Consider the following 23,968-nt stretch of genomic DNA (forward strand, 5'->3'; position numbering starts at 1 on the left):
CCGGCAGGACAGAGGGGGGTGTGACGGATCGCAACCTTGGCAATTACCCGACAAACCCCACGCGCTTGTGGCTGCCATCGCAGAACGGCTTGTTGGCGGAGTGGCCGCAGCGGCAGAGGAAGGTGCGTTGCGTGCGGTCGACCGTGTGGCCGGTGCCGGTGACGATTTCGAGATTGCCTTCGAGCTTGAGCGGGCCGTTGGTGGTCGGCGTGACGGTGAGCGGGCCATCGCGCGCTTCCAATGCCGGCGTGTCTTTCAGCGCCGGCTCGCCGGTGGCGGTGAAGCCCGCCTTGGCGTGGCTGCCATCGCAGAACGGCTTGTTTTCCGAGGCGCCGCAGCGGCAGAGCGTGGCGCGGTAAAATGTTTCGCCGCCCAGCACGATCTCGGCATGCACGGCCAGCGGGCCGTTTTCCCTTATGCGCACAATGTTGAGCACCGGCGGCTGTTCCTGCGGCCCGCCATCCTTGCGGACATAGGTGATGGCGCCGGACGGGCAGCCTTCGGCGAGCGCCACGATCTTCTCGACGCTGGCCGCCTCGGGGTGGATCCACTGGTCGGGCGCATTGGGCACGAAGACACGCGGATCGCCAAGCACGCAGTTGCGCGAATGGATGCAACGTTTTCCCGAAAAGCCGATCTCTATGTTTTCGCCTTCGACCACTGCCATGGGTGGGATCTCCTCTCGGACTACGCTATGGCGACGGCCAGGACGACGTCAAGGCAGCATTCTCCACCTCGTGAGGGCCGACCTCGGGCGCGGCGGGAAGGGAATTCGCATTTTTTGCTCGCAGCACTACATTTTGTTCTTGCTTTGTGCCGGCAGCTATGCTACTAATTTGACTATGGTGCCAATTGGCTCCAACGACCCGCCCCACCGAGGCGGGTTTTTTGTTTCAGCTTTGAATTCCGGCGTTGCCGGCCGACGCTGGCGGGACAGCGCTCCGCTGCTATGGCCTCTGTACGACCACCTGGCCCACAAGGGTGAGGCAATCGCATACAGGAGTCCCCCTCATCCGGCCGCTTCGCGGCCACCTTCTCCCCGAGGGGAGAAGAGGCTGGCGCCAGTGCAGGCGACTCCTCTCCCCTCGGGGAGAGGTCGGATTGCCCCGAATTCCCCTTCGCAATTCGGTTGGCAATCCGGGTGAGGGGGCGCTTGCCGGTGTGCAATAGCCCTCGAACAAAAGGGAGACAGTTCACGGAACCAGATCGATTTCCTCGGTCTCGCCGCCACTGCAGGTGTAGCAGCAATCGTCGCATTTTTCCGCGTTGGCGGGGCCGACACCCCAATAGGTATTCTCGTCACCATCGACCCAGGCGCCGTAGCAGATCGATTCGCCGTCATTGCAGGACAGCGGGATCGACTTGGTCTCGCCGTCGTTGAGATAATAATCCTGATTGTTGCCCGGCCAGACGTGGTCGCGGTCCTGGCTGTACAGTTCGACGCGCATGGCGTTGGGATGGCTGTTCTTGATCTCGAACGTGACATCGCCGGCATGCGCGACGGGCGCAAACAATCCGACGATGAACAGCGCAGCGGCAACGCGGCGCGCGAAAGCGTAAGACAACATGATGAATTCCCCCCGGAATGAAACGGCCTGCTCGGCCGCGCGGGGGAACATGGCATGGCGGGTTGAAGGGTGGAAGAGGTGATTGCGGCATTTGCGTCGCAAGACGCGCGAGGCTGCCAAGGAAGACCCCTCTCCGGTTTGCTTCGCAAACCACCTCTCCCCACTTCGTGGGGCGAGGAAACCGCCAATCGCCGAAGCCTCACAAGACCTGGGTTCCTCGCCCCCACATGGTGGGGGAGAGGTGGCCGCGAAGCTGCCGGAGAGGGGCGGTCCGACGGGCTCAACGATCGGGCTTCAGCAGGGTCCATATCCAGCCGATGAATGTGAGCACCAGGAAGGGATATCCGGCAGCGGGCAGCGGCGCCGAGGTCGGCAGCAAAGGGGTGCCCCAGAGGATCAGGCCCACTGAGACGACGAACAGCACAGCCGCCACGACAGCGGTGAGCCGCATCCACAGGGCGAAGGTTTTCGGCGCGCTGACCATGACCAGCGCCGCCGCCCAGAGCGAGATACCGCCGACATAGGAGGGCACGCTGGCCTCAAGCCCCGCCGCATTGCCGGCGAGCAGCAGGCTCTCGCCGGCGAGAAAGGTCAGAAATCCGGCCGCCACGCAGTCATTGCCCAGCCGCTGATATTTCATCGTCAGCAGCGCGGTTGCTACCACCAGTGCGACGCCGTCGATCGTCCAGAGTGTTTCGCGAAGGGACGCGCTCTCGACGAAGGTGCCGACGAGGCCCATCGCGCCGCCGATGGCAAGGCCGATCGCGGCGATCGTGTCGGAGATAGCAGGGCTGGCGGGACGCATCGGGACCTCCCTTCCAAGCTCAAGGATACTTCAAGACGGGACCTTCTCCAATGGCGGCCCGCTGCCTAAAGCGAAGGGCATTGGCCGGCGCATATTTAATCGTATCGGGAGGCGGTTCGGTCAGCTCGAAATTGGGAACAGCCCGGCCACGGGGGAAATGGGCGTAACCCCGTTCAATCCCCCATCTTCAGCGCCTGGATAAACGCCTCTTGCGGGATATCCACTTTCCCGAACTGGCGCATCCGCTTCTTGCCCTCTTTCTGCTTGTCGAGCAGCTTGCGTTTGCGTGAGACGTCGCCGCCGTAGCATTTGGCCGTGACGTCCTTGCGCAGCGCCGAGATGGTCTCGCGGGCGATGACCTTGCCGCCGATCGCCGCCTGGATCGGGATCTTGAACAGATGGTTCGGGATCAGCTCCTTCAGCTTCTCGCACATCAGCCGGCCGCGCTTTTCCGCGGCCGTGCGGTGGACCAGCATCGACAGCGCGTCGACCGGCTCCTCATTGACCAGGATCGACATTTTGACCAGGTCGCCTTCCTTGTAGTCGGTGAGGTGATAATCGAAGGAGGCGTAGCCCTTTGAGATCGACTTCAGCCGGTCGTAGAAGTCGAACACGACCTCGTTGAGCGGCAGGTCGTAGATCAGCATGGCACGCTTGCCGACATAGGACAGATCGAACTGGATGCCGCGCCTGTCCTGGCAGAGTTTCAGGATACCGCCGAGATAGTCGTCGGGGGTGAGGATGGTGGCGCGGATCCACGGCTCCTCGATGGCCGCAATCTTGACCACGTCGGGCATGTCCGCCGGGTTGTGCAATTCCTTCACCGTGCCGTCGGTCAACGCCAGGCGGTAGACGACGCTGGGCGCGGTGGCGATGAGGTCGAGATTGAACTCGCGCTCCAGCCGCTCCTGGATGATCTCCAGATGCAGCAAGCCAAGGAAGCCGCAGCGATAGCCGAAGCCAAGTGCCGCACTGGTTTCCATTTCATAGGAGAAGGACGCGTCGTTGAGGCGCAGCTTGCCGACCGCGGCGCGCAGATCCTCGAAATCGGCGGCGTCGACCGGGAACAGGCCGCAGAACACCACCGGCTGCGCCGGCTTGAAGCCGGGCAGGGCCTGCGCCGTCGGGCGCTTGTCCTCGGTGATGGTGTCGCCGACGCGGGTGTCGGCGACTTCCTTGATCGAGCCGGTGAAGAAGCCGAACTCGCCGGGGCCGAGCTCGTCGACATTGACGCGGGCGGGCGTGAAGACGCCGGTGCGCTCGACCAGATATCGGGCGCCGGTGCCCATCATGCGGATGGTCTGGCCCTTCTTCAGCACGCCGTCGATGATGCGGACCAGCACGATGACGCCGAGATAGGCGTCGTACCAGGAGTCGACCAGCATCGCCTTCAATGGAGCCGTGATGTCGCCCTCGCGCGGCGGCGGCAGATCGTTGACGATGGCCTCGAGCACGTCCGGAATGCCAAGCCCGGTCTTGGCCGAGATCAACACGGCGTTGGAGGCGTCGATGCCGATCACCTCCTCGACCTGCTCGCGGATGCGCTCGGGCTCGGCCGCCGGCAGGTCGACCTTGTTCAGCACCACGACGATCTCGTGGTTGTTGTCGATGGCCTGGTAGACATTGGCCAGCGTCTGCGCCTCGACCCCTTGCGAGGCATCGACGACCAGCAGCGAGCCCTCGCAGGCGGCCAGCGAACGCGACACCTCATAGGCGAAGTCGACATGGCCGGGCGTGTCGATCAGGTTGAGGATGTAATCCTCGCCACTATTGGCGCGGTACTTCAGCCGCACCGTCTGCGCCTTGATGGTGATGCCGCGCTCGCGCTCGATGTCCATCGAGTCCAGCACCTGCTCCTTCATGTCGCGCAGCTCCAGCCCGCCGGTCGACTGGATCAGCCGGTCGGCAAGCGTGGATTTGCCGTGGTCGATATGGGCAACGATGGAGAAATTGCGGATGTTTTTGATCGGCGTGGTCATGCGGCGCGCTTTAGCAGGGGCACGCTGCATGGGCAAGCGGCGGGGCGCGGGAGCGGCGGCGGGGGCCAAAGTCGTTAAACTTTGATCCATGAGATTAGAGCATAGTTTGCGCCCGGCGTGATAGCCCACCGGTCTATCGCCGTTTCGGGGGATCGGAATGCCGCTGTCCGCACGCAAATTTCTCAACTCGGTGAGCGGCTCGTTCGCGCCAATGCTCGCCATCTTGCTTATGCCGATGGTTGCCGCATTGGGTTTTTCCATCGACTATACCTCGGCGGTTTCAACCAGGGCCTCGATGCAGAACGCGCTCGATGCCGCGTCGCTGTCGATCACGACGCTGGAGACGACCACGACGTTGGCGGACCGCCAGGTGAAGCTGCAGGAGGCATACCTGGCCAATGGCGGGCAAGGCACGGCCAAGCTCGACAGCTTCGTCGTCGCTACCGACGGCGCTGCCAGCATCAAGGCTTCGGCTGGCTTCGCCATGCCGACGAGTTTCATGCAGATCGTCAAGATCAACACGGTGCAGGTCGGCGTCGCGTCGGCGGTGACAAAGCGGCCGGCATTGGTGGAGGCCACGTTCAAAGTCGATAAGATCTCGGGCTATTGGAACAAAACGATGACGCTCTATGGCACCAAGTTTGGTGACACGCTGGCTAACAAGCTGATGAAGCTCGACTACACATACAACGGTTATGGCGACCCTAAGGGCTACGGCACAGCCAGCGTGTATACGATCAACGGAACGACGACCACGCTGGTCCAGCAGCAAGTATGCACGACCGCCACGGTGCTCAGCTTCTACGGCTTGCCCAGCACCACGATCACCCAGACCGACTCATACGGCAGGAAATACGCAACCACCTGCGTCAGCACGATGTATCCCGCGACGAGTGCTGGTGCGGTGATCGACGTCAGCCAGATGGACCAGCTGTACCTGCGGATGGATGTGCCGTCCGGCAATCCATCCGTGCTCAAATCGAACGATCCGGCGACATCGAACCGGCTTTACGCCGACGGCGTCGAAATTGCGAACGGAGAAACCGTCGATATCTTCACCCTCGTGCCATGCGGCCAGAGCAGCAAACAGGCTTGGGAAGATGGCGGCAATCCCGTACCGGCAGCCATTTCGAATGCCGACTTCTTCTACACGGTGACCGGCAAGTGCGCCTTCAACAAGCGGCCTTCGGAGACCGTGCTTACACAATAGCCGGGCCAAGTGCCGATCTCCCCCCGTGTGGGGGAGATGGCCGGCAGGCCAGAGGGGGCGCTGTCCCGCGGCTCTCGTAATTTGCAAATCTGGCAACCTCCAATCCGCTTGGCCCATCCTAGCATCGAGTTGGCGTTACTCGGCGTCCACGTAGGATGACGCTCGGTGGCGCCCCCCTCTGTCCTGCCGGACATCTCCCCCACAAGGGGGGAGATCGGATGTCGCCTCGGCTCTCGCCAATCCCTAAGACGAAAAAACTTGGACTTCTCCTCAATCACGAAGCGGTGATGCTGTAACGAACCGTGCGTCGGCGGCGAAGTTTGGACATGGAACCGCACATGAGGACAGCGATGACCGGATCGAAACGCAGCACGGCCCTTGTCGGGCTTTCCCTGGCACTGTTTTCGGCAATCGGGTTTTCGGCAACCAGCGCGGCTGCCGGCCAGACGCTGACCGTCGTCGAGTTGTTCACCAGCCAGGGCTGTTCGTCCTGCCCGCCGGCCAATGCCAATCTGATCAAGGTCAAGGACCGGCCTGGTGTGCTGGCGCTGTCCTTCAACGTCACCTACTGGGACTATCTCGGCTGGAAGGATACATTCGGCAAAGACGAATTCACGCAGCGTCAGGTCAGTTACGAGCCGTCGCTCGGCCGTTCCGGCCCGTTCACGCCGCAAGTGGTGGTCAACGGCAAGGCCGATGCCGTCGGCGCCAGGCCGGGCGAGATCGAGCAGCTGATTTCGAGCGGCGGCCACGCCGACGGACCTTCGCTGTCGCTCGCCGGTGGAAAGGTCAGCATCGGCGCCGGTCCGGTGCCGGGCGGCAGGGCCGATGTCTGGCTGGTTCACTACCGGCAAGGCGTCGTCGAGGTGCCGGTGGCGCGCGGCGAAAACACCGGGCGCACGCTGCCGCACGCCAATGTCGTGCATTCGCTGACCAGGCTGGGCAGTTGGACCGGCGACGCCACCGCGCTGCCGTTGCCGGCCGCTGCACGCGGCCTCAGCACCGCGGTGCTGGTCCAGGTGCCGGGCGGCGGGCCGATCCTCGGTGCCGCTGCGAATTAGAACCCGTTCCGAATTTGCGCAACGCCGCAGCGGCACCGCCGCATGCGATCAACCCTGCCATAACCCAAGGAGACCACCATGACCAATCACCTGACCCTGGCGGCACTCGCCCTCGCACTTTGCTCGACGGCGCTGTTCACCGGAGGCGCGGCGCGGGCCGAAGATGCGATGAAGCCGGCGATGGCGATAAACGCCATGAAGCCGGCAACCGATGCCATGAAGCCGGCCGGCGCCATGGCGCCTGATGCAATGGCCACAACTGCGATGAAGGCGGGCGATCCGATGAAGGCCGACTGCATGGACAAGGCCGCCGCCGAGACGGACGCCATGAAGAAGGCAGAGGCGACCAAGGCCTGCGATGCCATGGCTCCGGCCAAATAGGCGATGCGCACAGCAATGTGAGAGCCCGGCGGACCTATCCGTCGTATAATCCACACCAGCATCATGGGAGATCAGACATGACCGGAGCCCTGAAACGATCGTCGATTTTCGCAAAAACAGCACTTGCCGCGCTCATTCTCACGGCCGCCGCTGCCGTGTTCTGGCAGACGCCGGCAGTCTCGGCCGAAGACGCGGTGGTGATCCCGCCGCCGGCAATGGACGAGAAGGCCACCGCCGGGACCGAAAAGGCGGTCTTCGCCGGCGGCTGCTTCTGGGGCGTCCAAGGCGTGTTCCAGCACGTCAACGGCGTAACCAGCGCGGTCTCCGGCTATGCCGGCGGCGACAAGGACACGGCCGTCTATGAAATGGTCGGTACCAGCCGGACGGGCCACGCCGAATCCGTCGAGATCACCTATCAGCCGTCCAAAGTCACCTATGGCCAGCTGCTGCAAGTGTATTTCTCGGTCGCGCACAATCCGACGCAACTGAACTACCAGGGGCCGGACAGCGGCACCCAGTACCGCTCGACGATTTTTGCCGAAAACGACACGCAGAAAAAGATCGCCGAAAGCTACATCGCCCAGCTCGACAGGGCCAAGGTGTTTGCAAAGCCGATCGTGACGACGCTGGAGACCGGCAAGACCTTCTATCCGGCCGAGGACTATCACCAGGACTTCCTGACGCTCAACCCGACCTATCCCTATATCGTCTACAATGATCTGCCCAAGGTCGAGAATCTGAAGCGGCTGTTCCCCAATCTCTACAGCGAAAAGCCGGTGCTGGTGCTGGCCGCCAACAAGAGCTGATTTTTTGCGCCGGCGGGCGCGACGGAGAATAAGCGTCGGCGATCCTTCGCACCCCCCTCTGTCCTGCCGGACATCTCCCCCGCAAGGGGGGAGATCGGCTATCACCTCGACCTTCGCCAAATCTCCAACGTTCAGGACGAGCGGAGCGCTGAAACTGCTAATCTCCCCCCTTGCGGGGGAGATGGCCGGCAGGCCAGAGGGGGGTGCTGTCCCGCCAACGTCTCGAAACTACCTCCCCTTTTTCCAGGGCAGGCTCCAACGCACTTTCTCCAGTGTCGCCTTTGCCTCGGCCGAGTCCGGGTCGGGCTCTGTCTCACGATAATGCGCCGAGCCCCGAGGCGGGTAGGCAAGCGTGTTGTTGAGGGCAAATTTGTCGATCTGGCTGAACTCGGGGAAAGGCAGGTTTTCCGCCTCGCGCCAATCGCTGACCCTTTTCTCCGCGGCGATGCGTTTTTCGTGGTCGACCGCAAGATCGGTGGCTCTGTATTCCAGTGACGAAGGGAAGGCGAACTGCGCGCCGGCATCATCCATGATGTTGATCATGGACAACAGGATGTCCTCGCGGATGGCTTGGAATTCGGCCACGTCGGCGGTTTTGACGTAGGTGAACACGTCGATGTCGAGCGAATAGGCGCCGAAGCCGGCAAAGCGCACGCGGCATGGCTCGTCGATGACGCGCGGATGGGCGATCAGCAGCTTGCGCAGCTCGGCCAGGACGTAACGCAGCTGATCGGGCGTCGTCTCGTAGCGCAGCTGCAGCGTCGTCGCGAACCGGGTGCGGTCGCGATGCGCGTAGTTCTCGATCTGCATGCCGGCGAAATCCGAATTCGGCACCGAGATGATCGTGCGGTCGAGCGACCGGATGCGTGTCGAGCGCATGCCGATATGCTCGATCGTGCCGGACTGGTCGCCGAACTTGCAGAAGTCGCCGACGCTGACCGGCCGATCGGCATAGAGCGTCAGGCCGGAGAGGAAGTTCTGCAGCGTCGGCTGCGCCGCCAGCGCCACCGCCAGACCGCCGATGCCGAGACCAGCAATGACGCCTTCGTAGGGAATGGCGAGCACTTCGGCCAACAGCAGGAAGGCGACGACCAGCACGGCGACGCGCGCGACGCCGGTGGACAGCGAAATCAGCGTGTCGTGGTAGCCGGGCACTTGCCACAGTCCACGATAGTGTTCGGCGACCTTGCCGATCAGGTGCCAGACCACCGGCACGGCACCGATCACGATCAGGCTCCAGGCGATTGCCTTGACCGGGGCGGCGACCACTTGCGGCAGACCGAGCGGGCGCAGCGTCAACAGCAGGAAGAACCCAAGCACGATCGAACGCACCGCCCATTCGACGATGCGGAAGAAGGCCGAGCTGTCCGTCCTTCGCACAATCAAGGAAATCAGCGCATTGGCGATGAAGCCGAAAACGATGCCGGCCACTGCGGCAAGGCCGAGCATCCACCACTGCCAGTGCTCCATCGGTCCGGCGCGGGTGAGCAGGCCGGGGCTGATCTCGCGGGCGAGGCCACGGGCGATGAAGAACGGGTCGGTGCTGGCGAAGGCAGCGAACTCCGGCGCCACCGGCACGTCTTCCACGTCGGCGTAGAGCGCGCGGATGTGGGCGAGCGTCTCGGGCGTGAACTGCCAGATCTTGCCCTTCTCGGTCTCGACCGGGCCGATGACGATGTTGCCGGCGGGATGCTCGAAATAGATGAAGGGGGTGTTGCTCTTCGGGTCGTCGGGGATCTCCTGCCAGTAGACATAGCCGATGCGGTCGATGACCTTTTTGAGATAGCGCTCGAGCAGGAACGCCTCGTCGCCGCGCACCGCCTGACTGTAGTTGCGCAGGTCGAGCGCCGCCTGTGCCGGATCGCCGGCCTCGGTGAGGCCGCTCAACAGTACCTTGAACGTATCGCGTGGCGAGGCGAGCCTGCTCGGATCGTCGACCATGTCGACGGCTTCGCCACGCGCTTCCTGGAATTCGGCGAGCTTGGCCTGAAGCTGGCCAAGTGGCGGCCCGACGATAGACCACTCGCCATTCTTGCGGCGAAAGGTGAGATCGAAGGAAACCCTGGTGCCATATTGCGGGAGCGTCGCCGTCACCTCGTCGCCGGCAATCGTATCATGCGGCAAGCTCCACAGGCGGAACGTCGCGTTGTCGATGACGGTGAACAGGAGCTTGGTGTAATCGGGCATGTTGAGGCCGCCGCGGTCGGCCTCGGTGACGTCGACGAGGCCCGCTGCCAGACCGGCAAGACCCATGCCGCCGCCGGTCGCGCGCGGCACGTTGTCGGCGCCGCTCTCGTTCATCGTCTGCAGGAACGAGCGCATGGTGCTCATCGGGCTCGACTGGTCGACACGGACGTCCTCGACGGCGCTGACGCGCACGCCTGTCCACCATTCGGCGGTGGCGACATCGAAACGGCCCATGAAGCTTTCGCCGTCAGGCGACTGGACGAAGGTGAAGGCGCCCTGGCGGTCGCCTTCGAACCAGTGGCCGACAAGCTTGTCGCCTTCGGCCTTCGCCTCGATACGGCCGCTGTAAAGCGGGTAGACGCCCTTTACGTCGGCGCCGGTCTGCTCGAACTTGATCTGGGCGCCGCCGCCGCGCCATTTCGTGTCCCACACGCCGGTCCAGCTGGCCGCGTCCTGCGCATGCGCCTGCGGCATGGCCGGCAGCAGGCCTGCAAGCGCGAGTGCGCCGACCAGCGCGACCGTCCGGATCAGCATCAGCAACAGCCGATCCTGTCTCGCCGCAAAAAAGGGGGTCATTCTGTTGCCCTTCTTCTGCCGGCGATTCTGCTGGGCCGGCCAGAGAAGGTTATTCCGCTTGAAGATGAATATTCTGTTTCGGCCGGCGCCGGCGAAGCCGGTCAGTCATAGGTCAGATCCGTCGCCTTGCCGCCGAACACGCGGTAGGCAAAGAACGAATAGAAGATGATGATCGGCAGCACGACGACTGTCCCGACCAGGATGACGGCCAGGCTTTCGGGTGCCGAAGCAGCCTGCCAGATGGTCAGCCGGTCGGGCACGACGAAGGGGTAGAACGACCAGGCGAGCCCGGCAAAGCCAAGCGTGAAGATCGCGGCCAATGTCAGGAACGGGAGCAGCGCGTGGCGATCGTCGGGCTTCGGCAGATGAAAGGTCTGGCGCCACAGCCACAGGAACAGCACTGCCGACAGGATCGGCAACGGCGACAAATAGAGCATGGCCGGCCAGACGAACCATTTGTCGAAGATGCGCGCGCTGGCAAAGGGCGTGGCCAGTGATACTGCAACCATGCCGAGCGCGGTCAGCACCAGTGCCGTGCGCAGCCACAGCACCGCTTTCTTCTGCAAGTCGCCTTCCGTCTTGTAGATGACCCAGGCCGCGCCCATCGCCGCGTAGGCGGCGGCAAGGCAGAGCGCCACGAGCGCCCCGAAAGCCATGCCGCCAGGGCCGACGTCGAGGCCGAGCACATAGACGCCGAGCATATAGCCCTGCGCCAGCGACGCGATGACCGAACCGAGGAAGAAGATGCGGTTCCAGCGGTGCTTCCTGCCGGCCGGCACTTTGGCGCGGAAATCGAAGGCGACGCCGCGCAGGATCAAGCCGACCAGCAGCACGAAAACCGGAATGTAGAGCGCGGTCAGGATGGTGCCGTGCGCCAATGGGAAGGCGACCAGCAGCAGGCCGACCGCCAGCACCAGCCAGGTCTCGTTGGCGTCCCAGAACGGGCCGATGGCGGCGATCATCGTATCCTGTTCGGTGTCTTCGGCTGCGGCGAACAGGATGCCGATGCCGAGATCGAAGCCGTCGAGGATGACGTAGATCAGGATGGCTAGGCCCATCAGGCCGGCGAAGATCAGAGGCAACAGGGTCGGCCAGTCGAAGCTCATGATGTTTCTCCCGGTTGCGCAACCGGCTGCGACAGCGGCCTGTTCATGACGCCCGGCAGCGGCGAGGTGTCACCATCCTTCGCCGCCTTCAATGCCAGATGCACCAACACGCCGAGATAGGCGATCAGCAGCAGCACGTAGAGGATGAGATAGACCGCGAGCGACAGCGCGACATGGCTGCCGGCGACCGGGCCGACAGCATCGGCGGTACGCAGCACGCCGGTGACCAGCCAGGGCTGGCGGCCGATCTCGGTGGTGTACCAGCCGGCCAGCGTCGCCAGCCAGCCGGACAGTGCCATCGGCACCATGACCAGCGCCAGCGGCTTAGGCAGGCTGTGGCGACGCTTGAGGAAGAAGGCCGCCGACCAGGAGACGACGAGCATCAACAGGCCGGTGCCGACCATGATGCGAAAGCCCCAGAACACCGGAAACACCGGAGGATGGTTGCCGGCATAATCGTTCAGCCCCGGTACGATGCCGCCGGCGCTGTGCCTGAGGATGAGGCTGGCGCCGTCGGGAATGGTGAGCTCGAACCTGTTCTCCTTGGCCGCTTCGTCGGGAAGCGCAAACAGCACCAGCGGCACGTTGGGACCGGTGTTCCAGTTGGCCTCCATGGCGGCGATCTTCTGCGGCTGATGTTCAAGCGTGTTGAGGCCGTGCTGGTCGCCGGCAAAGATCTGGATCGGGATCAGGATCGCGGCGGCGAAGACACCGGTGCGCAGCGCCTTCCACATCGATTCCGAGCGATCGCCGTAGAGATAGCGCAGCGCCGACAGGCCAGCGATCAGGAACGAGACGGTCAGCCCCGAAGCAAGCAGCATATGAACGAGCCGGTAGGGCATGGACGGATTGAAGACAACGGCCCACCAGTCGGTGGCGTGCGCAACACCATCGCGAATTTCGAAGCCGGCCGGCGTCTGCATCCACGAATTGAGGGCGATGATCCAGAAGGCGGACAGAGTGGTGCCGCCGGCTACCAGCACCGTCGCCAGCGTGTGGACGCGGTTTGAGACGCGGCGGAAGCCGAACAGCATGATGCCGAGGAACGCCGCCTCGAGGAAAAAGGCCGTCAGGATCTCGTAAGCCAGCAGCGGGCCGGCGATGTTGCCGACCGTCTCCATATAGCCCGGCCAGTTGGTGCCGAACTGAAAACTCATGGTGACGCCGGAAACCACGCCCATGGCGAAGGACAGCGCGAATACCTTAACCCAGGTGAAATAAGCGCGCATCCAGGCGGAGTCGCCTGTCGCGTTGTAGCGGAGCTTGAAGAACAGCAGCACCCAGCCGAGCGCGATGGTGATCGCCGGGAACAGGATGTGGAACGAGATGTTCGCGCCGAACTGTATGCGCGACAGGATGAGCGGGTCCATGGCGGCTCCAGCTGCTGCTTGTTTGTACAAGGATAGGCTTCATGCGCCGGGCGGTCAAAGCGGCGTCCCGCCGCGAGGCGGAACGCCGCAGTGCCGGTTAATCTGCTTTTGCGTGGAATTTTGCTGGACGACCAGGCGGGTGTTGCCTATTCCGGCGAACCTCGATGTCCAGAACTGTCAGGAGCGCCATTGACATCCGGATTTGCGCACCGACATTCAGCGGATTAAATCAACAACTCTGTTTCAAGCAGCCGTTTTCAGCCATGCAGCCGATCATCTCGATTTCCGGGGTCACGAAGACCTACGCCACCGGCTTCAAGGCGTTGAAGGAGATCAATCTCGATATCGTGCGCGGCGAGATATTTGCGCTGCTGGGGCCGAACGGCGCCGGCAAGACGACGCTGATCTCGATCGTCTGCGGCATCGTCAACCGCTCGTCGGGCACCGTCACGGTCGACGGCCATGACATCAACCGCGACTACCGCGCTGCGCGCGGCCTGATCGGGCTGGTGCCGCAGGAACTGACCATCGATGCCTTCGAGAGCGTGTGGGCGACGGTCAATTACAGCCGCGGCCTGTTCGGCAAGCCGGCGGACAAGGCGTTCGTCGAAAAAGTGCTGCGCGACCTGTCGCTCTGGGACAAGAAGGACGCCAAGGCGATCACGCTGTCCGGCGGCATGAAACGCCGGCTGATGATCGCCAAGGCGTTGTCGCACGAGCCGCGAATCCTGTTCCTCGACGAACCGACCGCCGGCGTCGATGTCGAGCTGCGCCAGGACATGTGGGCGATGGTGCGCCGGCTGCGCGAAGACGGCGTCACCATCATCCTGACCACGCACTACATCGAAGAAGCCGAGGCGATGGCCGATCGCGTCGGCGTCATCAACCGCGGCGAGATCGTGCTGGTCGAGGACAAGGCCGAGCTGATGCGAAAGCTTGGCCGCAAACGGCTTGTGCTGGAACTGCGCAGCCCGTTGGCCACCGTTCCCGATGCTTTTTCGCACTACGCGCTGGAGCTTTCGCCCGATGGCGGGCAGCTGACCTATACCTATGACAACCAGAGCGAACGGCCGGGCGTCGCCTCGCTGATCCGCGAGCTCGAGGCGGCCGGCATCCAGTTCCGCGACATCGATACGGAAAACAGCTCGCTCGAGGAGATCTTCGTCAATCTGGTGAGGAAACAGGCATGAACCCGCGCGCGGCCATGAACCTTCATGCGGTATGGGCGATTTATCGGGTGGAGATGGCGCGCGCCCTTCGCACTGTGCTGCAGAGCATCGTTTCGCCGGTCATTTCGACGTCGCTCTATTTCGTCGTCTTCGGCTCGGCCATCGGCTCGCGCATCACCGAGATCGACGGCATCAGCTACGGCGCCTTCATCGTGCCGGGGCTGATTATGCTGTCGCTGCTGACGCAGTCGATCTCCAACGCCTCCTTCGCCATCTACTTTCCGAAATTCGTCGGCTCGATCTACGAATTGCTGTCGGCGCCGGTGTCCTATCTGGAGATCGTCATCGCCTATGTCGGAGGTGCGGCGACAAAGTCGATCGTGCTTGGCCTGATCATTTTGGCGACGGCCTCGCTGTTCGTGCCGCTGACGATCGAGCATCCGTTCTGGATGCTCGCTTTCCTGGTGCTGACGGCCGTGACCTTCAGCCTGTTCGGCTTCATCATCGGCATCTGGGCAAGAAGCTTCGAGCAACTGCAGCTGGTGCCGCTGCTGATCATCACACCGCTGACCTTCCTCGGCGGCAGCTTCTATTCGATCAACATGCTGCCCGGCATCTGGCGCACGGTGACGCTGTTCAACCCGGTGGTCTACCTGGTTAGCGGCTTCCGCTGGAGCTTCTACGGCAAATCCGACGTTTCGGTCGGCGTCAGCCTCGGCATGACGGTGGTCTTCCTGCTTGTCTGCATAGCGATCGTCGCCTGGATCTTCAGAACCGGCTACCGGCTGCGCAACTGATCGATTGGCCTTGCCAAGCAAAGCAGCCTTATCGATCAACGGAAACAGCACTGAGTGCAGCCCCTGCAACGATAGCCCCTTGACCTTCATGTTTTGTTATATATCATGTTATGATTTATCGCGAGGCGGATTGGCCTATGGAAGACGTCATACGATCGCTTGGCTTCCTGTGCCTGGGCAGCAGGATGAAGCGTATAGGCGAGCAACTGCAAGCGGAGGCGCAGCGCCTTCTCGACCGGCTGGATGTTCCGGTTCAGGCGAGCCAGTACCCACTGCTGGCCGCGCTCGACAGGCTAGGCCCCCTGCCTGTCGGGGAACTGGCGCAATCCCTTGGCATCGCGCAGCCAGGCGTAACGCGAAGCGTCTCGCTTCTCGCCGAGTTGGGATTGCTCGAGGTCAGTCCGTCGATCGATGACCAGCGGCGCAGGATCGTCTCCCTCACCAGGGACGGCCGGCGGCTGGTCGATGTCGCAAAGCGCGAGGTCTGGCCGCGCATCGAGAACGCCGTCGCGGATCTGTGCGCGGATCTTTCGGGGCCGCTTCTCGATCAGTTGGCCGCCATCGAGGACGGCCTCGCCGCGGCTCCTCTCGACCGTCGTGCACCAAAACCGAGAGATGCCGTGCAATGAAACACCTGCTTGACCGCCCGATCTGGAGCGCGCTTCAGACGCGACATCAGGCCTTCGCGCAAGGTGGCAACCTCGCCAGGCGATATCGGCCGTCGATTGTTCCTTTCGCCGCCACTGGCGCGGACGACGCGGAAAGCCTGCGGGCGCTCGAAAAGCTTGTCTCCCCGGGCGAGAGTGTGATCCTGCTTCAAGCGGAAGCCATTGCTCTGCCCACGGGGCTTTCCGCGACTTCGACCGCGGCCGGGGTTCAGATGATTGCCGAGCAGCCATTGCAGATCGTGTCCGACGGGCGCGTGCAACGTCTGACGCGAGACGACGCCGCTGAGATGCTGGCTCTGGCGTTGGTCACCAAGCCTGGCCCATTCACGCTCGAAGCCTTGAGCCTGGGCGATTTTTGGGGTGTGAAAATCGAGGGCAGACTTGCAGCAATGGCCGGCGAGCGCATGAAGCAACCTGGCTATACCGAACTCAGCGGAGTGTGCTCACATCCGAAATTTCGCGGCGGTGGCCTGGGCAAGCTGTTGTCCATATTCGTGGCAAACCGGATAGTGGCGCGCGACGAAATTCCCTATCTCCACGCTTATGCCAGCAACGCCACGGCCATTAGACTTTACGAGTCCATTGGCTTCAGGTTGCGAAGCACAATGAATGTGGCCGTGGTTCAGCGCACCGAATGATTCGTCGGCGCATAATGCGTAGCATGGATGCATCCCGCATCGGGAAAGGAAGGATTTCGTATCGCCGAAATCCTTCCTTGAGACTGCAAGACCTTGCTGCGTGTCAGACCGCGATCTTGCCACCACCTTGCCTGGTGATGGCAACGACCGCCGGCCGCACCGGCATGTCCGGCTTGAAGTCGGGCCAGCGGGTCGACAAATCCTCATAGTAGGACGGACGGCCGAAAGCCTCCCAGTCCTCGCCACCGTCGCCTGGATGCTGGACGGCAACGAAAGCGGTCTGGTCGTCCGGCGCAAACAGGGGACCACACATTTCGGCGCCGATCGGCACGCGGAAGAACAGTTTTGAGGTCGCCCGCGCCGGCCCTTCCGTATCGACCGCCCACAGACCGTCGGTGCGGCCAGTGGCCTTCGGACCCTGACCGTCGGTGGCGACCCAGAGGCGGCCGGTCGAATCAACCGCGCAATTGTCCGGCATGCCGAACCAGCCATTGGCCGTGGTTGCGGTCGAGAAGGTGGCGCCGACTGCCGCAACCGAGGGCTCACCGCATTTCAAGAGCACCTCCCACTTGCCCTTGGTGGCGGCAAAATCGCCACCGTCCTCGACGATCTCGATGATGTGGCCAAAGGCATTTTCGGCACGCGGGTTGGCGGCGTCGACCTGATCGGCCTTGCGCTTCGAATTGTTGGTCAGCATGACATAGACCTTGCCGTTGGCGGCATTGGGCTGGATGTCTTCAGGGCGGTCCATCTTGGTGGCGCCGAGCAGGTCGGCGGCGCGGCGCGTCTCGATCAGCACGTCGGCCTGGCTGGCAAAGCCGTTCTCCGCCGTCAGCGGCCCTTGGCCGAAGACGATCGGCAGCCATTCGACCGAACCGTCGTCGGCAAACTTGGCGACATGCAAGGTGCCGTCGTCGAGCAAATCCATATTGGCGGCGCGGTCGTCCGGATTGAACTTGCCTGTGGTGACGAACTTATAGACATAGTCGAAGCGCTCGTCGTCGCCGAGGTAGAAGACGACACGGCCATCCTTGGCGACGATCGATTCGGCGCCCTCATGCTTGAAGCGGCCCATTGCGGTGCGCTTCTTCGGCACCGAAGTCGGATCCTGGACGTCGACCTCGACGATCCAGCCAAAGCGGTTCGGCTCGTTCGGCTCTTTGCCGATGTCGAAACGGTCGTAATGCGCTGCCCATTCATAAGCACCTTCGGGAATGCCGAGCCGCTTGTAATTGGCCGCTTCCTTGTGGCCTTGCGGCAGCTCGCCCGAGAAATAGCCGTGGATGTTCTCCTCGGCCATGACATAGGTGCCCCACGGCGTGACGCCGCCGGCACAATTGTTGACGGTGCCGACGACTTTCGTGCCGGTCGGGTCGGCGCTGGTCTTGACGCGGTCGTGGCCGGCGACGGGGCCGGACAGCGCGATCTCGGTGTTGGAGGTGATGCGGCGGTTGAGCTTGCCGTCGCGAACGACCTGCCATTTGCCGGCTTCCTTGCGGATCTCGACAATGGTGCCGCCATGCGCGGCCATCTCGACGTCGACTTGTTCCTTGCTGAGAGGCGCCTGCTTGGCTTTGCCATCGACGATGGTGACGAGGCCCGGAAACATCAGGTGCGGATTGGTGTATTCGTGGTTGACCACCAGCAGGCCGTGCTCGGCCGAGCCGTCGATCGGGATATAACCGACATAGTCATTGTTGTAGCCGAATTGTCTGGCCTGGGCTTCCGCCGACTGTTTTGTCGGATCGAATTCCGGCGAATCGGCGAACAGCGGATCGCCCCAGCGCAGCAGCACGTCGGCGTCATAACCGGGTGCAACGTGATGCTTGTCGTCGATGCCGGCCTCGAGCTCGTCGAAAGCGAAGGCGGAGCCTTCGGCGGCGCGGGCGTTGTCGGCGGTGATCAGCGCCAGCGGGCTGACGGTAGCGGCTATGGCCGAGACGGCAAGCGAGCCGTTGAGGAAGCCGCGGCGCGAGAACCGCGCGGCGATGATCTCACCCATGGTGCGGTTGTCGCTGGGATTGGCTCCTGGCCCATCGTTTTCCTCGAGCAGGCTGGTGCGGAAATGGGCGTCAGGGGTGCGATGTTCGGTCATAGGGGCCTGCCTCTGGCTGGATGGATTGCTGGAGCGTGTTGCCTGGCCAATCCGGTATCGCCGGCAGGTCACAGTTTGATGACATGCCGGCTAATTGCCATCTGCGATTTCGTGCCCAACATCAGCCCCGCTTGACCGCGACCGGCGCTTCGGAAACAAGAGCTGCGGCAGGCGCGCAAGGACCGCATCGGGAGGAGCAAAAAGTGAGTTTCTGGGGACTTGGGCAGCTCTGCATTTCGACAGTGATCTTCCTGCTTGCGGCGACGGCGGCGAAGCAATGGGGACTGGCGCCGAGCTTTGGCAAGATCGTGCTGACGTTGGCGCTCTATTCGCTCGGCAATCTGATCATGCTGAGGCTGATCCGTGAATTCGGCATGTCGGTGTCGTTCAGCCTGTCAGCGGTGATCCAGCTGGTGTCGGTGAATGTGGTGGCGCTGGTCTTCTTCGGCGAGCGCGTCAATGCCTTGCAGGCGACCGGCATCATGCTTGCCATCGCAGCTGTGGCGCTGATCACGCTCGGACCCTATCTGCAAAGGCTGTAACTGCGATCGGGCCGATGAAGAAGACCGCAAGCAGACTGCGCAACTGGCTGGAGTTCCCGGTTCTGCTGGCCGGGCTGATCATTGCCGGCGGGCTGTGGGGGTTCGAGGAGCTAATGGAGATGGCGCGGGCCACTACGCCGCATGCCTTCGATACCGAAATCCTGCTTGCCTTCCGCAAGGCCGGCCAACCCGACAATCCGATCGGACCGGCGTGGCTGGAAGGAGCGATGCGCGACATCACCAGCCTCGGCAGCGCCAGCGTGTTGGTGCTGATCACGGCAGCAATGATCGTCTATCTGCTCCTCATCCGCAGGCCAGGCGCGGCGCTTCTCATGTTCATCGCGGTAGCGGGCGGCCAGGTCCTGTCAAGCGTGCTCAAGTTCGATATAGATCGGCCGCGCCCCGATCTGGTCTCGCATCTCGCCGACGTGGCATCACTTTCGTTTCCGAGCGGCCACGCCATGCTGTCGGCGGTGACATATTTGACGCTGGGCAGCATGGCGGCGCGGTTTTTGCCCGGGCGGACAACGAAGATCTATGTGCTCGGTCTGGCGGTGCTGACGACGGTGGTGGTCGGCATCAGCCGCATCTATCTCGGCGTCCACTGGCCCTCCGACGTATTGGCCGGCTGGTGCGCCGGCTTTGCCTGGGCGATGCTGTGCTGGCTTGCGGCCCGGTTCCTGCAGCGATGGCTCGGGCGGGCCGGCGGCACCTGACTCATGTCAGTCGATTTGCGGTCAAATCAGCCTGTTGATCAGGCCATGACCGCAGCCTGCCAGCAGGAAAACCATCGACAGCAAGGCTGTCGAGGTCGCCAACGCATTGAATATCTTCACCTGCTCATCCTTTTTGAGTCGTTGCCTGTGAAATCGGGATCGCAATGGATGTCCCGCCAAACGATGCCGAAATTGTAGCATGCTAGCGCATCGGCTGGCAAAGAGTGCTGCATGTTTCACATATGCAAGATGATGCTTGAACCATCATAATGAAGGTATTACACGTGATATCGCAGACTCAGACGGGGGTTATGGCCGATGATCACTGCCGCGCAGATGCGTGCCGCGAGGGCGCTGGCCGGCATCGATCAGAAGACGCTCGCCGAGCGCGCCGGGGTTTCGCTTCCAACCATTCAGCGCATGGAAGCGAGCGACGGCGTGGTCCGGGGCGTGGTCGATACGCTGATGAAGGTCATCCAGGCCCTTGAAGAGGCCGGGGTCGAGCTGATCGGCGACAACCAGGCGAGCGAGCGTGGCGGCAGGGGCGTTCGCCTCAAGCCTGTCACGCCGCAGAACCCGCAAGGCTGACGGTACTGCCGCATCGCCGAAAATCGAAATCGATTTTCGGATAGTCCAATGCGCGGTTCAAAAGTGTTGGAGCGTACCTGTGCGTCGATTTGGACGCACGCCGCTCCAAGTCGCGACGGCGACCGCCGACAGTCCTGCCGACGATCCCGCCGCCTCCTTGGTTTCATGGGGAAGGCACTCGATGGATCAGACCCGGCGGGCAGTGCATCAACCGGCACGGCCGACATTTTCCGAACTGTTCACGCCGAAGCTGGTGACGGTGCTGCGCGAGGGCTATACGCTCGCGCACTTCAAGGCGGATGCCATCGCCGGGCTGACTGTCGCCATCGTGGCGCTGCCGCTGTCGATGGCAATTGCCATTGCTTCAGGCGTGACGCCGGAGCGCGGGCTCTACACCTCGATCATTGGCGGCTTCCTGGTCTCGGCGCTTGGCGGCAGCCGTTTCCAGATCGGCGGCCCGGCCGGCGCCTTCATTGTGCTGGTGGCTGCGACGGTGGCGCGAGTTGGCGTCGACGGCTTGCTGCTGGCGACGATGATGGCCGGCCTGTTCCTGCTTGCCATCGGCTATCTCGGGCTTGGCACCTACATCAAGTTCATCCCGTATCCGGTGACCGTCGGCTTCACCGCCGGCATCGCCGTCATCATCTTCTCCGGCCAGATCGTCGAACTCTTCGGGCTGAAGCTCGCCGGCAAGGAACCGGGGCCGCTGGTGCCCAAGCTGATGGCCATCGGCGAGGCGGCCGGAACGATCAACCTCGCCGCAACCGCGGTGGCGGCACTGACCATCATCACCATTGCGCTGTTGAAGCGGTTTCGGCCGAAGTGGCCGGCCATGCTGATTGCCATCGGGCTGGCATCACTCGTCGTGGCATTGCTCGCCATGCCGGCCGAAACGATCGGCACGCGCTTCGGCGGCATCCCGCGCAGCCTGCAATGGCCGGCCTTCCCGCCGCTCAGCCTCGACAGGATAATCGACGTGCTGCCGGACGCCATCGCCTTTGCGCTGCTCGGGGCGATCGAATCGCTGCTGTCGGCCGTCGTCGCTGACGGCATGACCGGAAGGCGGCATCGCTCCAATTGCGAGTTGGTGGCGCAGGGCTTCGCCAATATCGCCTCCGCCTTGTTCGGCGGTATCTGCACCACCGGCACCATTGCCCGCACCGCGACCAATGTACGGGCCGGCGCGCATGGACCGGTCTCAGGCATGATGCACTCGGCCATCCTGCTTGCCCTGATGCTGGTGGCGGCACCGCTGGCCAGCTATATCCCGCTTGCAGCACTTGCCGGCGTGCTGGCGGTGGTGTGCTGGAACATGTTCGAGAAACAGGCCTTCGCCACCTTGCTGCGCGCCTCGCGCGGCGATGCGCTGGTACTGATGGCGACGTTCCTGATCGTCATCTTCCGCGACCTGACTGAAGGCATCGTCGTCGGTTTTGCGCTGGGCTCAATCCTGTTCATCGACCGCATGGCCAAGAGCATCGCGGTGGAGGCGGACCATCAATCCTTGGTGCAGGAAGACGTCGCCGACCGCGCCAGCGCTTATGATTCCAGCGAGGCGAGCGATGCCGATACTGTCGTCTACCGGATATCGGGCGCCTTCTTCTTCGGCGCCGCCTCGACCGTCGGCACGGTGCTGGACCGCATCGCCGACCAGCGCAGGAACTTCATCCTCGATTGTTCGGCGGTGCCGTTCTTCGATTCGACGGCGGCCAATGTCATCGAGGGCGCGGCCCACAAGGCCAGCCGCGCCGGCGTTCGCTTCATTATATTAGGCGCTTCACCGCAGATACGCCGCATGCTGATCAACCACGGCGTCAAGCGGCCGCTGGTGACTTATGCCGCCTCGATCACGGATGCGCGGGCGCAGCTGAAGAAAGCCGCGCCCGCCGCCTGAGCCGATGGCTGGCTTAGTCGAGGCCTAATGCCGCGATCTCGCCGTCGTTCATCAGCGGCACGAAGATTGTCGACTTGCCGTCGGTGCCGATGTCGGCGCTGCCCGGCTTGAACGTCGCAACCGCTTGCGGCGTGCCGCCGGCTTTGTAGCTGTAGAGCGTGCCGGTCATATACGCGGTGGCGTAAACGCTGCCGCCGATGGCGACGACGCCATCGAGGTTAGCGAACTTTTCTGCGCCGGGCAGTGACGCAATTGCCTTGGTGGCGAGATCGACCGAGAGCAGGCCGCCCGGCTCCGCGGTGCTGAAATCGGGCTTGATGCCCTTGCCCCAGGAAGCGACGATCAGCCGGCCGCCATCGGCGAAGATGCCATTCGGCGAAGCAAGCGCCGCATCCCTGACGAACAGTTCGGGCCGGTCGCCGTCGATGCGATAGATCGTATCGGCAAGCATATCTGTGACGTAGACCTTGCCGGACGCGTCGGCGGTCACGTCGTTGAGGAAGACCGCGTTCGGCAAGTCGATCGTCGATGTTAGCTTGCCGCTTGCGAGATCGACGACGCGCACATGGGTGAGGTCGGCGACGTAGAGTTTGCCGTCGGCAATCGCCATGCCCTTGGGCGCGTCCATGCCGTCGGTCCAATGTTGCGTAACCATCTTGCCGTCCACAGACAGGACCGACAGGTATCCATTGCCGTCGGCGTCGCCGGGATTGCCAACGATATTGGAGATGATGATGCGTTTGCCGGCGGCATCGAACAGCGCCGATTCCGGTTGCTCAAGCCCGGTAGCGCGCCAGAGTTCGGCCGCCTGAACTGCCGGCGCGGCGGCGATGCCGACCAGAGCGAGAAGTATCGAGGTGAAGAGGCTCTTCATGGCTAGTCTCCTGTAATGGAATGGGGGAGAGCTAGGCTTTTCGATACTTTTCGGGAAGATGTATCGGGACTAGTACCGAAGGCTGATACCAAATCGCGTAAAAGAGGTGCATCCCATGAACGGCCCGATCTTCGAAGCGCTGAAGCGGACGCTTAAGGCCAAGGGCGTGACCTACCGTGTCCTTGCCGAGCGGATGGGCGTTTCCGAGCCGACGGTGAAGCGCATCTTCCATGAGCGCAACTGCAAGCTCGACCGGCTGATCGAGATCTGCGATGCCGCCGGCGTGGAGTTGGAGAACGTGCTCGGCTCGATGAACAGGGGACCGGGACCTGCCAACCGGATCGCGCCGGAGATCGAGCGCAGGCTCGCCGGGCGGCCGGCACTGCTGTTCGTATTCGTCATGCTTTCCGAGAAATTCACGCCAGAAGGCATCATGCGCTCACAAGGGTTGAGCGAGGCTTCGATGTTCCTCTATCTGCGCGACCTCGAGGAACTCGGCCTAGTCGCGCTTGGTGGCGGCCTGTCGGCAAGGCTGCTGGTCGAGGCGCCGATCCAGTGGAATTTCGACGGGCCATTGCGGCCGCTGTTCGAGATGACCAACAAGAATTTCATCGGCTGGGCCATCACCCATCTTGAGCGCGAGGCGACATTCGTCAGCTTCTCCAGGCGGATGCGGCCGGAAACGGCGGAAATGGTCAGGCGCGAGGCGGAGGAATTGGCGGAGCGCGCCAAATTGCTTGCTCATCACGACCAGCACACGACGCCCGAAGACGGGCTGGTCGGCTACAAATGGACGTTTGCGTTCGGCGCAACGCCGTTCCCGGTGATCATGCCGATCGGGCCACATCCGCGCGACGCAGGCGCGCGGACGGACAATCGAGTTGCGGCCGCCGCAAACGGACGACGTCTGCCGGCCTAGGTCAAATCACGGAACGACT

22 protein-coding genes are annotated in these 23,968 nt (G+C 63.0%); 13 read left to right on the plus strand and 9 right to left on the minus strand.

The window, feature by feature from the left end:
• Positions 1-43: 43 nt before the first annotated feature.
• The 4 genes from NKH89_RS30180 to lepA form a co-directional block, all read right to left on the minus strand.
• Entirely contained in the window at positions 44-667 is a 624-nt protein-coding gene (locus tag NKH89_RS30180; RefSeq protein WP_352910931.1) for a CDGSH iron-sulfur domain-containing protein, read from the minus strand.
• A 526-nt stretch (positions 668-1,193) separates the two neighbouring features.
• Positions 1,194-1,568, minus strand: a complete 375-nt coding sequence (locus NKH89_RS30185) for a hypothetical protein (protein ID WP_502896353.1) — start codon at positions 1,566-1,568, stop codon at positions 1,194-1,196.
• Between the two features lie 280 nt (positions 1,569-1,848).
• A complete protein-coding gene (locus NKH89_RS30190) occupies positions 1,849-2,373 on the minus strand; it encodes a hypothetical protein (protein ID WP_352481393.1) in 525 nt (174 codons plus the stop codon).
• 173 nt (positions 2,374-2,546) lie between these two features.
• Positions 2,547-4,352, minus strand: coding sequence for a translation elongation factor 4 (lepA, locus tag NKH89_RS30195; protein WP_352910934.1), 1,806 nt, complete (start codon positions 4,350-4,352; stop codon positions 2,547-2,549).
• 157 nt (positions 4,353-4,509) lie between these two features.
• On the opposite strand from lepA, the gene NKH89_RS30200 reads away from it, so the two are divergent.
• From NKH89_RS30200 to msrA, 4 genes are all read left to right on the plus strand, one after another.
• Entirely contained in the window at positions 4,510-5,562 is a 1,053-nt protein-coding gene (locus NKH89_RS30200) for a TadE/TadG family type IV pilus assembly protein (protein WP_352910936.1), read from the plus strand.
• A gap of 350 nt (positions 5,563-5,912) precedes the next feature.
• Positions 5,913-6,623, plus strand: a complete 711-nt coding sequence (locus tag NKH89_RS30205) for a DUF1223 domain-containing protein (RefSeq protein ID WP_352481390.1) — start codon at positions 5,913-5,915, stop codon at positions 6,621-6,623.
• A 78-nt stretch (positions 6,624-6,701) separates the two neighbouring features.
• Positions 6,702-7,004, plus strand: a complete 303-nt coding sequence (locus NKH89_RS30210) for a hypothetical protein (protein ID WP_352481389.1) — start codon at positions 6,702-6,704, stop codon at positions 7,002-7,004.
• Between the two features lie 77 nt (positions 7,005-7,081).
• A complete protein-coding gene (msrA, locus tag NKH89_RS30215) occupies positions 7,082-7,810 on the plus strand; it encodes a peptide-methionine (S)-S-oxide reductase MsrA (RefSeq protein WP_352481388.1) in 729 nt (242 codons plus the stop codon).
• Between the two features lie 228 nt (positions 7,811-8,038).
• Here the strand turns inward: msrA and NKH89_RS30220 are convergent, their stop codons facing one another.
• From NKH89_RS30220 to NKH89_RS30230, 3 genes are all read right to left on the minus strand, one after another.
• The gene (locus NKH89_RS30220; protein ID WP_352856655.1) at positions 8,039-10,573 is read right to left on the minus strand and encodes a mechanosensitive ion channel family protein; all 2,535 of its coding nucleotides are present in this window, start codon (positions 10,571-10,573) and stop codon (positions 8,039-8,041) included.
• A 101-nt stretch (positions 10,574-10,674) separates the two neighbouring features.
• Entirely contained in the window at positions 10,675-11,679 is a 1,005-nt protein-coding gene (locus NKH89_RS30225) for a cytochrome d ubiquinol oxidase subunit II (RefSeq protein ID WP_352481386.1), read from the minus strand.
• Positions 11,676-13,049, minus strand: coding sequence for a cytochrome ubiquinol oxidase subunit I (locus tag NKH89_RS30230; RefSeq protein ID WP_023718884.1), 1,374 nt, complete (start codon positions 13,047-13,049; stop codon positions 11,676-11,678). Before NKH89_RS30230 ends, NKH89_RS30225 begins: the two co-directional genes overlap by 4 nt.
• Positions 13,050-13,312: 263 nt before the next feature.
• Here NKH89_RS30230 and NKH89_RS30235 point away from each other — a divergent pair, with 263 nt between their 5' ends.
• The 4 genes from NKH89_RS30235 (at position 13,313) to NKH89_RS30250 (ending at position 16,321) form a co-directional block, all read left to right on the plus strand.
• A complete protein-coding gene (locus tag NKH89_RS30235) occupies positions 13,313-14,239 on the plus strand; it encodes an ABC transporter ATP-binding protein (RefSeq protein ID WP_023718883.1) in 927 nt (308 codons plus the stop codon).
• Positions 14,240-14,253: 14 nt separating this feature from the next.
• Positions 14,254-15,015, plus strand: coding sequence for an ABC transporter permease (locus NKH89_RS30240; RefSeq protein ID WP_023718882.1), 762 nt, complete (start codon positions 14,254-14,256; stop codon positions 15,013-15,015).
• 137 nt (positions 15,016-15,152) lie between these two features.
• Positions 15,153-15,644 (plus strand): MarR family winged helix-turn-helix transcriptional regulator, encoded by a 492-nt coding sequence (locus NKH89_RS30245; protein ID WP_023718881.1) that lies wholly within the window; start codon positions 15,153-15,155, stop codon positions 15,642-15,644.
• On the plus strand, positions 15,641-16,321 hold the full coding sequence (locus tag NKH89_RS30250; RefSeq protein ID WP_352910942.1) for a GNAT family N-acetyltransferase: 681 nt from the start codon (positions 15,641-15,643) through the stop codon (positions 16,319-16,321). Before NKH89_RS30245 ends, NKH89_RS30250 begins: the two co-directional genes overlap by 4 nt.
• Positions 16,322-16,424: 103 nt before the next feature.
• Here NKH89_RS30250 and NKH89_RS30255 read toward each other — a convergent pair whose 3' ends face one another.
• Positions 16,425-18,416 (minus strand): PhoX family protein, encoded by a 1,992-nt coding sequence (locus NKH89_RS30255; RefSeq protein ID WP_352495451.1) that lies wholly within the window; start codon positions 18,414-18,416, stop codon positions 16,425-16,427.
• A gap of 203 nt (positions 18,417-18,619) precedes the next feature.
• Here NKH89_RS30255 and NKH89_RS30260 point away from each other — a divergent pair, with 203 nt between their 5' ends.
• The 4 genes from NKH89_RS30260 (at position 18,620) to NKH89_RS30275 (ending at position 22,156) form a co-directional block, all read left to right on the plus strand.
• Positions 18,620-18,958, plus strand: a complete 339-nt coding sequence (locus NKH89_RS30260; RefSeq protein ID WP_352495450.1) for a hypothetical protein — start codon at positions 18,620-18,622, stop codon at positions 18,956-18,958.
• A gap of 14 nt (positions 18,959-18,972) precedes the next feature.
• Positions 18,973-19,674, plus strand: a complete 702-nt coding sequence (locus NKH89_RS30265) for a phosphatase PAP2 family protein (RefSeq protein ID WP_023718877.1) — start codon at positions 18,973-18,975, stop codon at positions 19,672-19,674.
• 318 nt (positions 19,675-19,992) lie between these two features.
• Positions 19,993-20,262, plus strand: coding sequence for a helix-turn-helix domain-containing protein (locus NKH89_RS30270; RefSeq protein ID WP_023718875.1), 270 nt, complete (start codon positions 19,993-19,995; stop codon positions 20,260-20,262).
• 181 nt (positions 20,263-20,443) lie between these two features.
• The gene (locus tag NKH89_RS30275; protein ID WP_352495449.1) at positions 20,444-22,156 is read left to right on the plus strand and encodes a SulP family inorganic anion transporter; all 1,713 of its coding nucleotides are present in this window, start codon (positions 20,444-20,446) and stop codon (positions 22,154-22,156) included.
• Between the two features lie 13 nt (positions 22,157-22,169).
• On the opposite strand, the gene NKH89_RS30280 is transcribed toward NKH89_RS30275, so the two are convergent.
• Entirely contained in the window at positions 22,170-23,030 is an 861-nt protein-coding gene (locus tag NKH89_RS30280) for an SMP-30/gluconolactonase/LRE family protein (protein ID WP_023718873.1), read from the minus strand.
• A gap of 115 nt (positions 23,031-23,145) precedes the next feature.
• On the opposite strand from NKH89_RS30280, the gene NKH89_RS30285 reads away from it, so the two are divergent.
• On the plus strand, positions 23,146-23,949 hold the full coding sequence (locus tag NKH89_RS30285; protein WP_023718872.1) for a helix-turn-helix domain-containing protein: 804 nt from the start codon (positions 23,146-23,148) through the stop codon (positions 23,947-23,949).
• Positions 23,950-23,968 lie beyond the last annotated feature (19 nt).

This window comes from Mesorhizobium sp. M0923, assembly GCF_040319365.1.
Taxonomy (GTDB): Bacteria; Pseudomonadota; Alphaproteobacteria; order Rhizobiales; family Rhizobiaceae; genus Mesorhizobium.

What these genes read in the sequence shown, in the direction of transcription:
- NKH89_RS30270 (WP_023718875.1), top strand. Translation starts at nt 19,993, where the DNA reads ATGATCACTGCCGCGCAGATGCGTGCCGCGAGGGCGCTGGCCGGCATC.
- NKH89_RS30185 (WP_502896353.1), bottom strand. Translation starts at nt 1,568, where the DNA reads ATGTTGTCTTACGCTTTCGCGCGCCGCGTTGCCGCTGCGCTGTTCATC.
- NKH89_RS30205 (WP_352481390.1), top strand. Translation starts at nt 5,913, where the DNA reads ATGACCGGATCGAAACGCAGCACGGCCCTTGTCGGGCTTTCCCTGGCA.
- NKH89_RS30250 (WP_352910942.1), top strand. Translation starts at nt 15,641, where the DNA reads ATGAAACACCTGCTTGACCGCCCGATCTGGAGCGCGCTTCAGACGCGA.
- NKH89_RS30280 (WP_023718873.1), bottom strand. Translation starts at nt 23,030, where the DNA reads ATGAAGAGCCTCTTCACCTCGATACTTCTCGCTCTGGTCGGCATCGCC.
- NKH89_RS30275 (WP_352495449.1), top strand. Translation starts at nt 20,444, where the DNA reads ATGGATCAGACCCGGCGGGCAGTGCATCAACCGGCACGGCCGACATTT.
- NKH89_RS30180 (WP_352910931.1), bottom strand. Translation starts at nt 667, where the DNA reads ATGGCAGTGGTCGAAGGCGAAAACATAGAGATCGGCTTTTCGGGAAAA.
- NKH89_RS30200 (WP_352910936.1), top strand. Translation starts at nt 4,510, where the DNA reads ATGCCGCTGTCCGCACGCAAATTTCTCAACTCGGTGAGCGGCTCGTTC.
- msrA (WP_352481388.1), top strand. Translation starts at nt 7,082, where the DNA reads ATGACCGGAGCCCTGAAACGATCGTCGATTTTCGCAAAAACAGCACTT.
- NKH89_RS30240 (WP_023718882.1), top strand. Translation starts at nt 14,254, where the DNA reads ATGAACCTTCATGCGGTATGGGCGATTTATCGGGTGGAGATGGCGCGC.
- NKH89_RS30245 (WP_023718881.1), top strand. Translation starts at nt 15,153, where the DNA reads ATGGAAGACGTCATACGATCGCTTGGCTTCCTGTGCCTGGGCAGCAGG.
- NKH89_RS30265 (WP_023718877.1), top strand. Translation starts at nt 18,973, where the DNA reads ATGAAGAAGACCGCAAGCAGACTGCGCAACTGGCTGGAGTTCCCGGTT.
- NKH89_RS30230 (WP_023718884.1), bottom strand. Translation starts at nt 13,049, where the DNA reads ATGGACCCGCTCATCCTGTCGCGCATACAGTTCGGCGCGAACATCTCG.
- NKH89_RS30220 (WP_352856655.1), bottom strand. Translation starts at nt 10,573, where the DNA reads ATGACCCCCTTTTTTGCGGCGAGACAGGATCGGCTGTTGCTGATGCTG.
- NKH89_RS30210 (WP_352481389.1), top strand. Translation starts at nt 6,702, where the DNA reads ATGACCAATCACCTGACCCTGGCGGCACTCGCCCTCGCACTTTGCTCG.
- NKH89_RS30190 (WP_352481393.1), bottom strand. Translation starts at nt 2,373, where the DNA reads ATGCGTCCCGCCAGCCCTGCTATCTCCGACACGATCGCCGCGATCGGC.
- NKH89_RS30255 (WP_352495451.1), bottom strand. Translation starts at nt 18,416, where the DNA reads ATGACCGAACATCGCACCCCTGACGCCCATTTCCGCACCAGCCTGCTC.
- NKH89_RS30225 (WP_352481386.1), bottom strand. Translation starts at nt 11,679, where the DNA reads ATGAGCTTCGACTGGCCGACCCTGTTGCCTCTGATCTTCGCCGGCCTG.
- lepA (WP_352910934.1), bottom strand. Translation starts at nt 4,352, where the DNA reads ATGACCACGCCGATCAAAAACATCCGCAATTTCTCCATCGTTGCCCAT.
- NKH89_RS30285 (WP_023718872.1), top strand. Translation starts at nt 23,146, where the DNA reads ATGAACGGCCCGATCTTCGAAGCGCTGAAGCGGACGCTTAAGGCCAAG.
- NKH89_RS30235 (WP_023718883.1), top strand. Translation starts at nt 13,313, where the DNA reads ATGCAGCCGATCATCTCGATTTCCGGGGTCACGAAGACCTACGCCACC.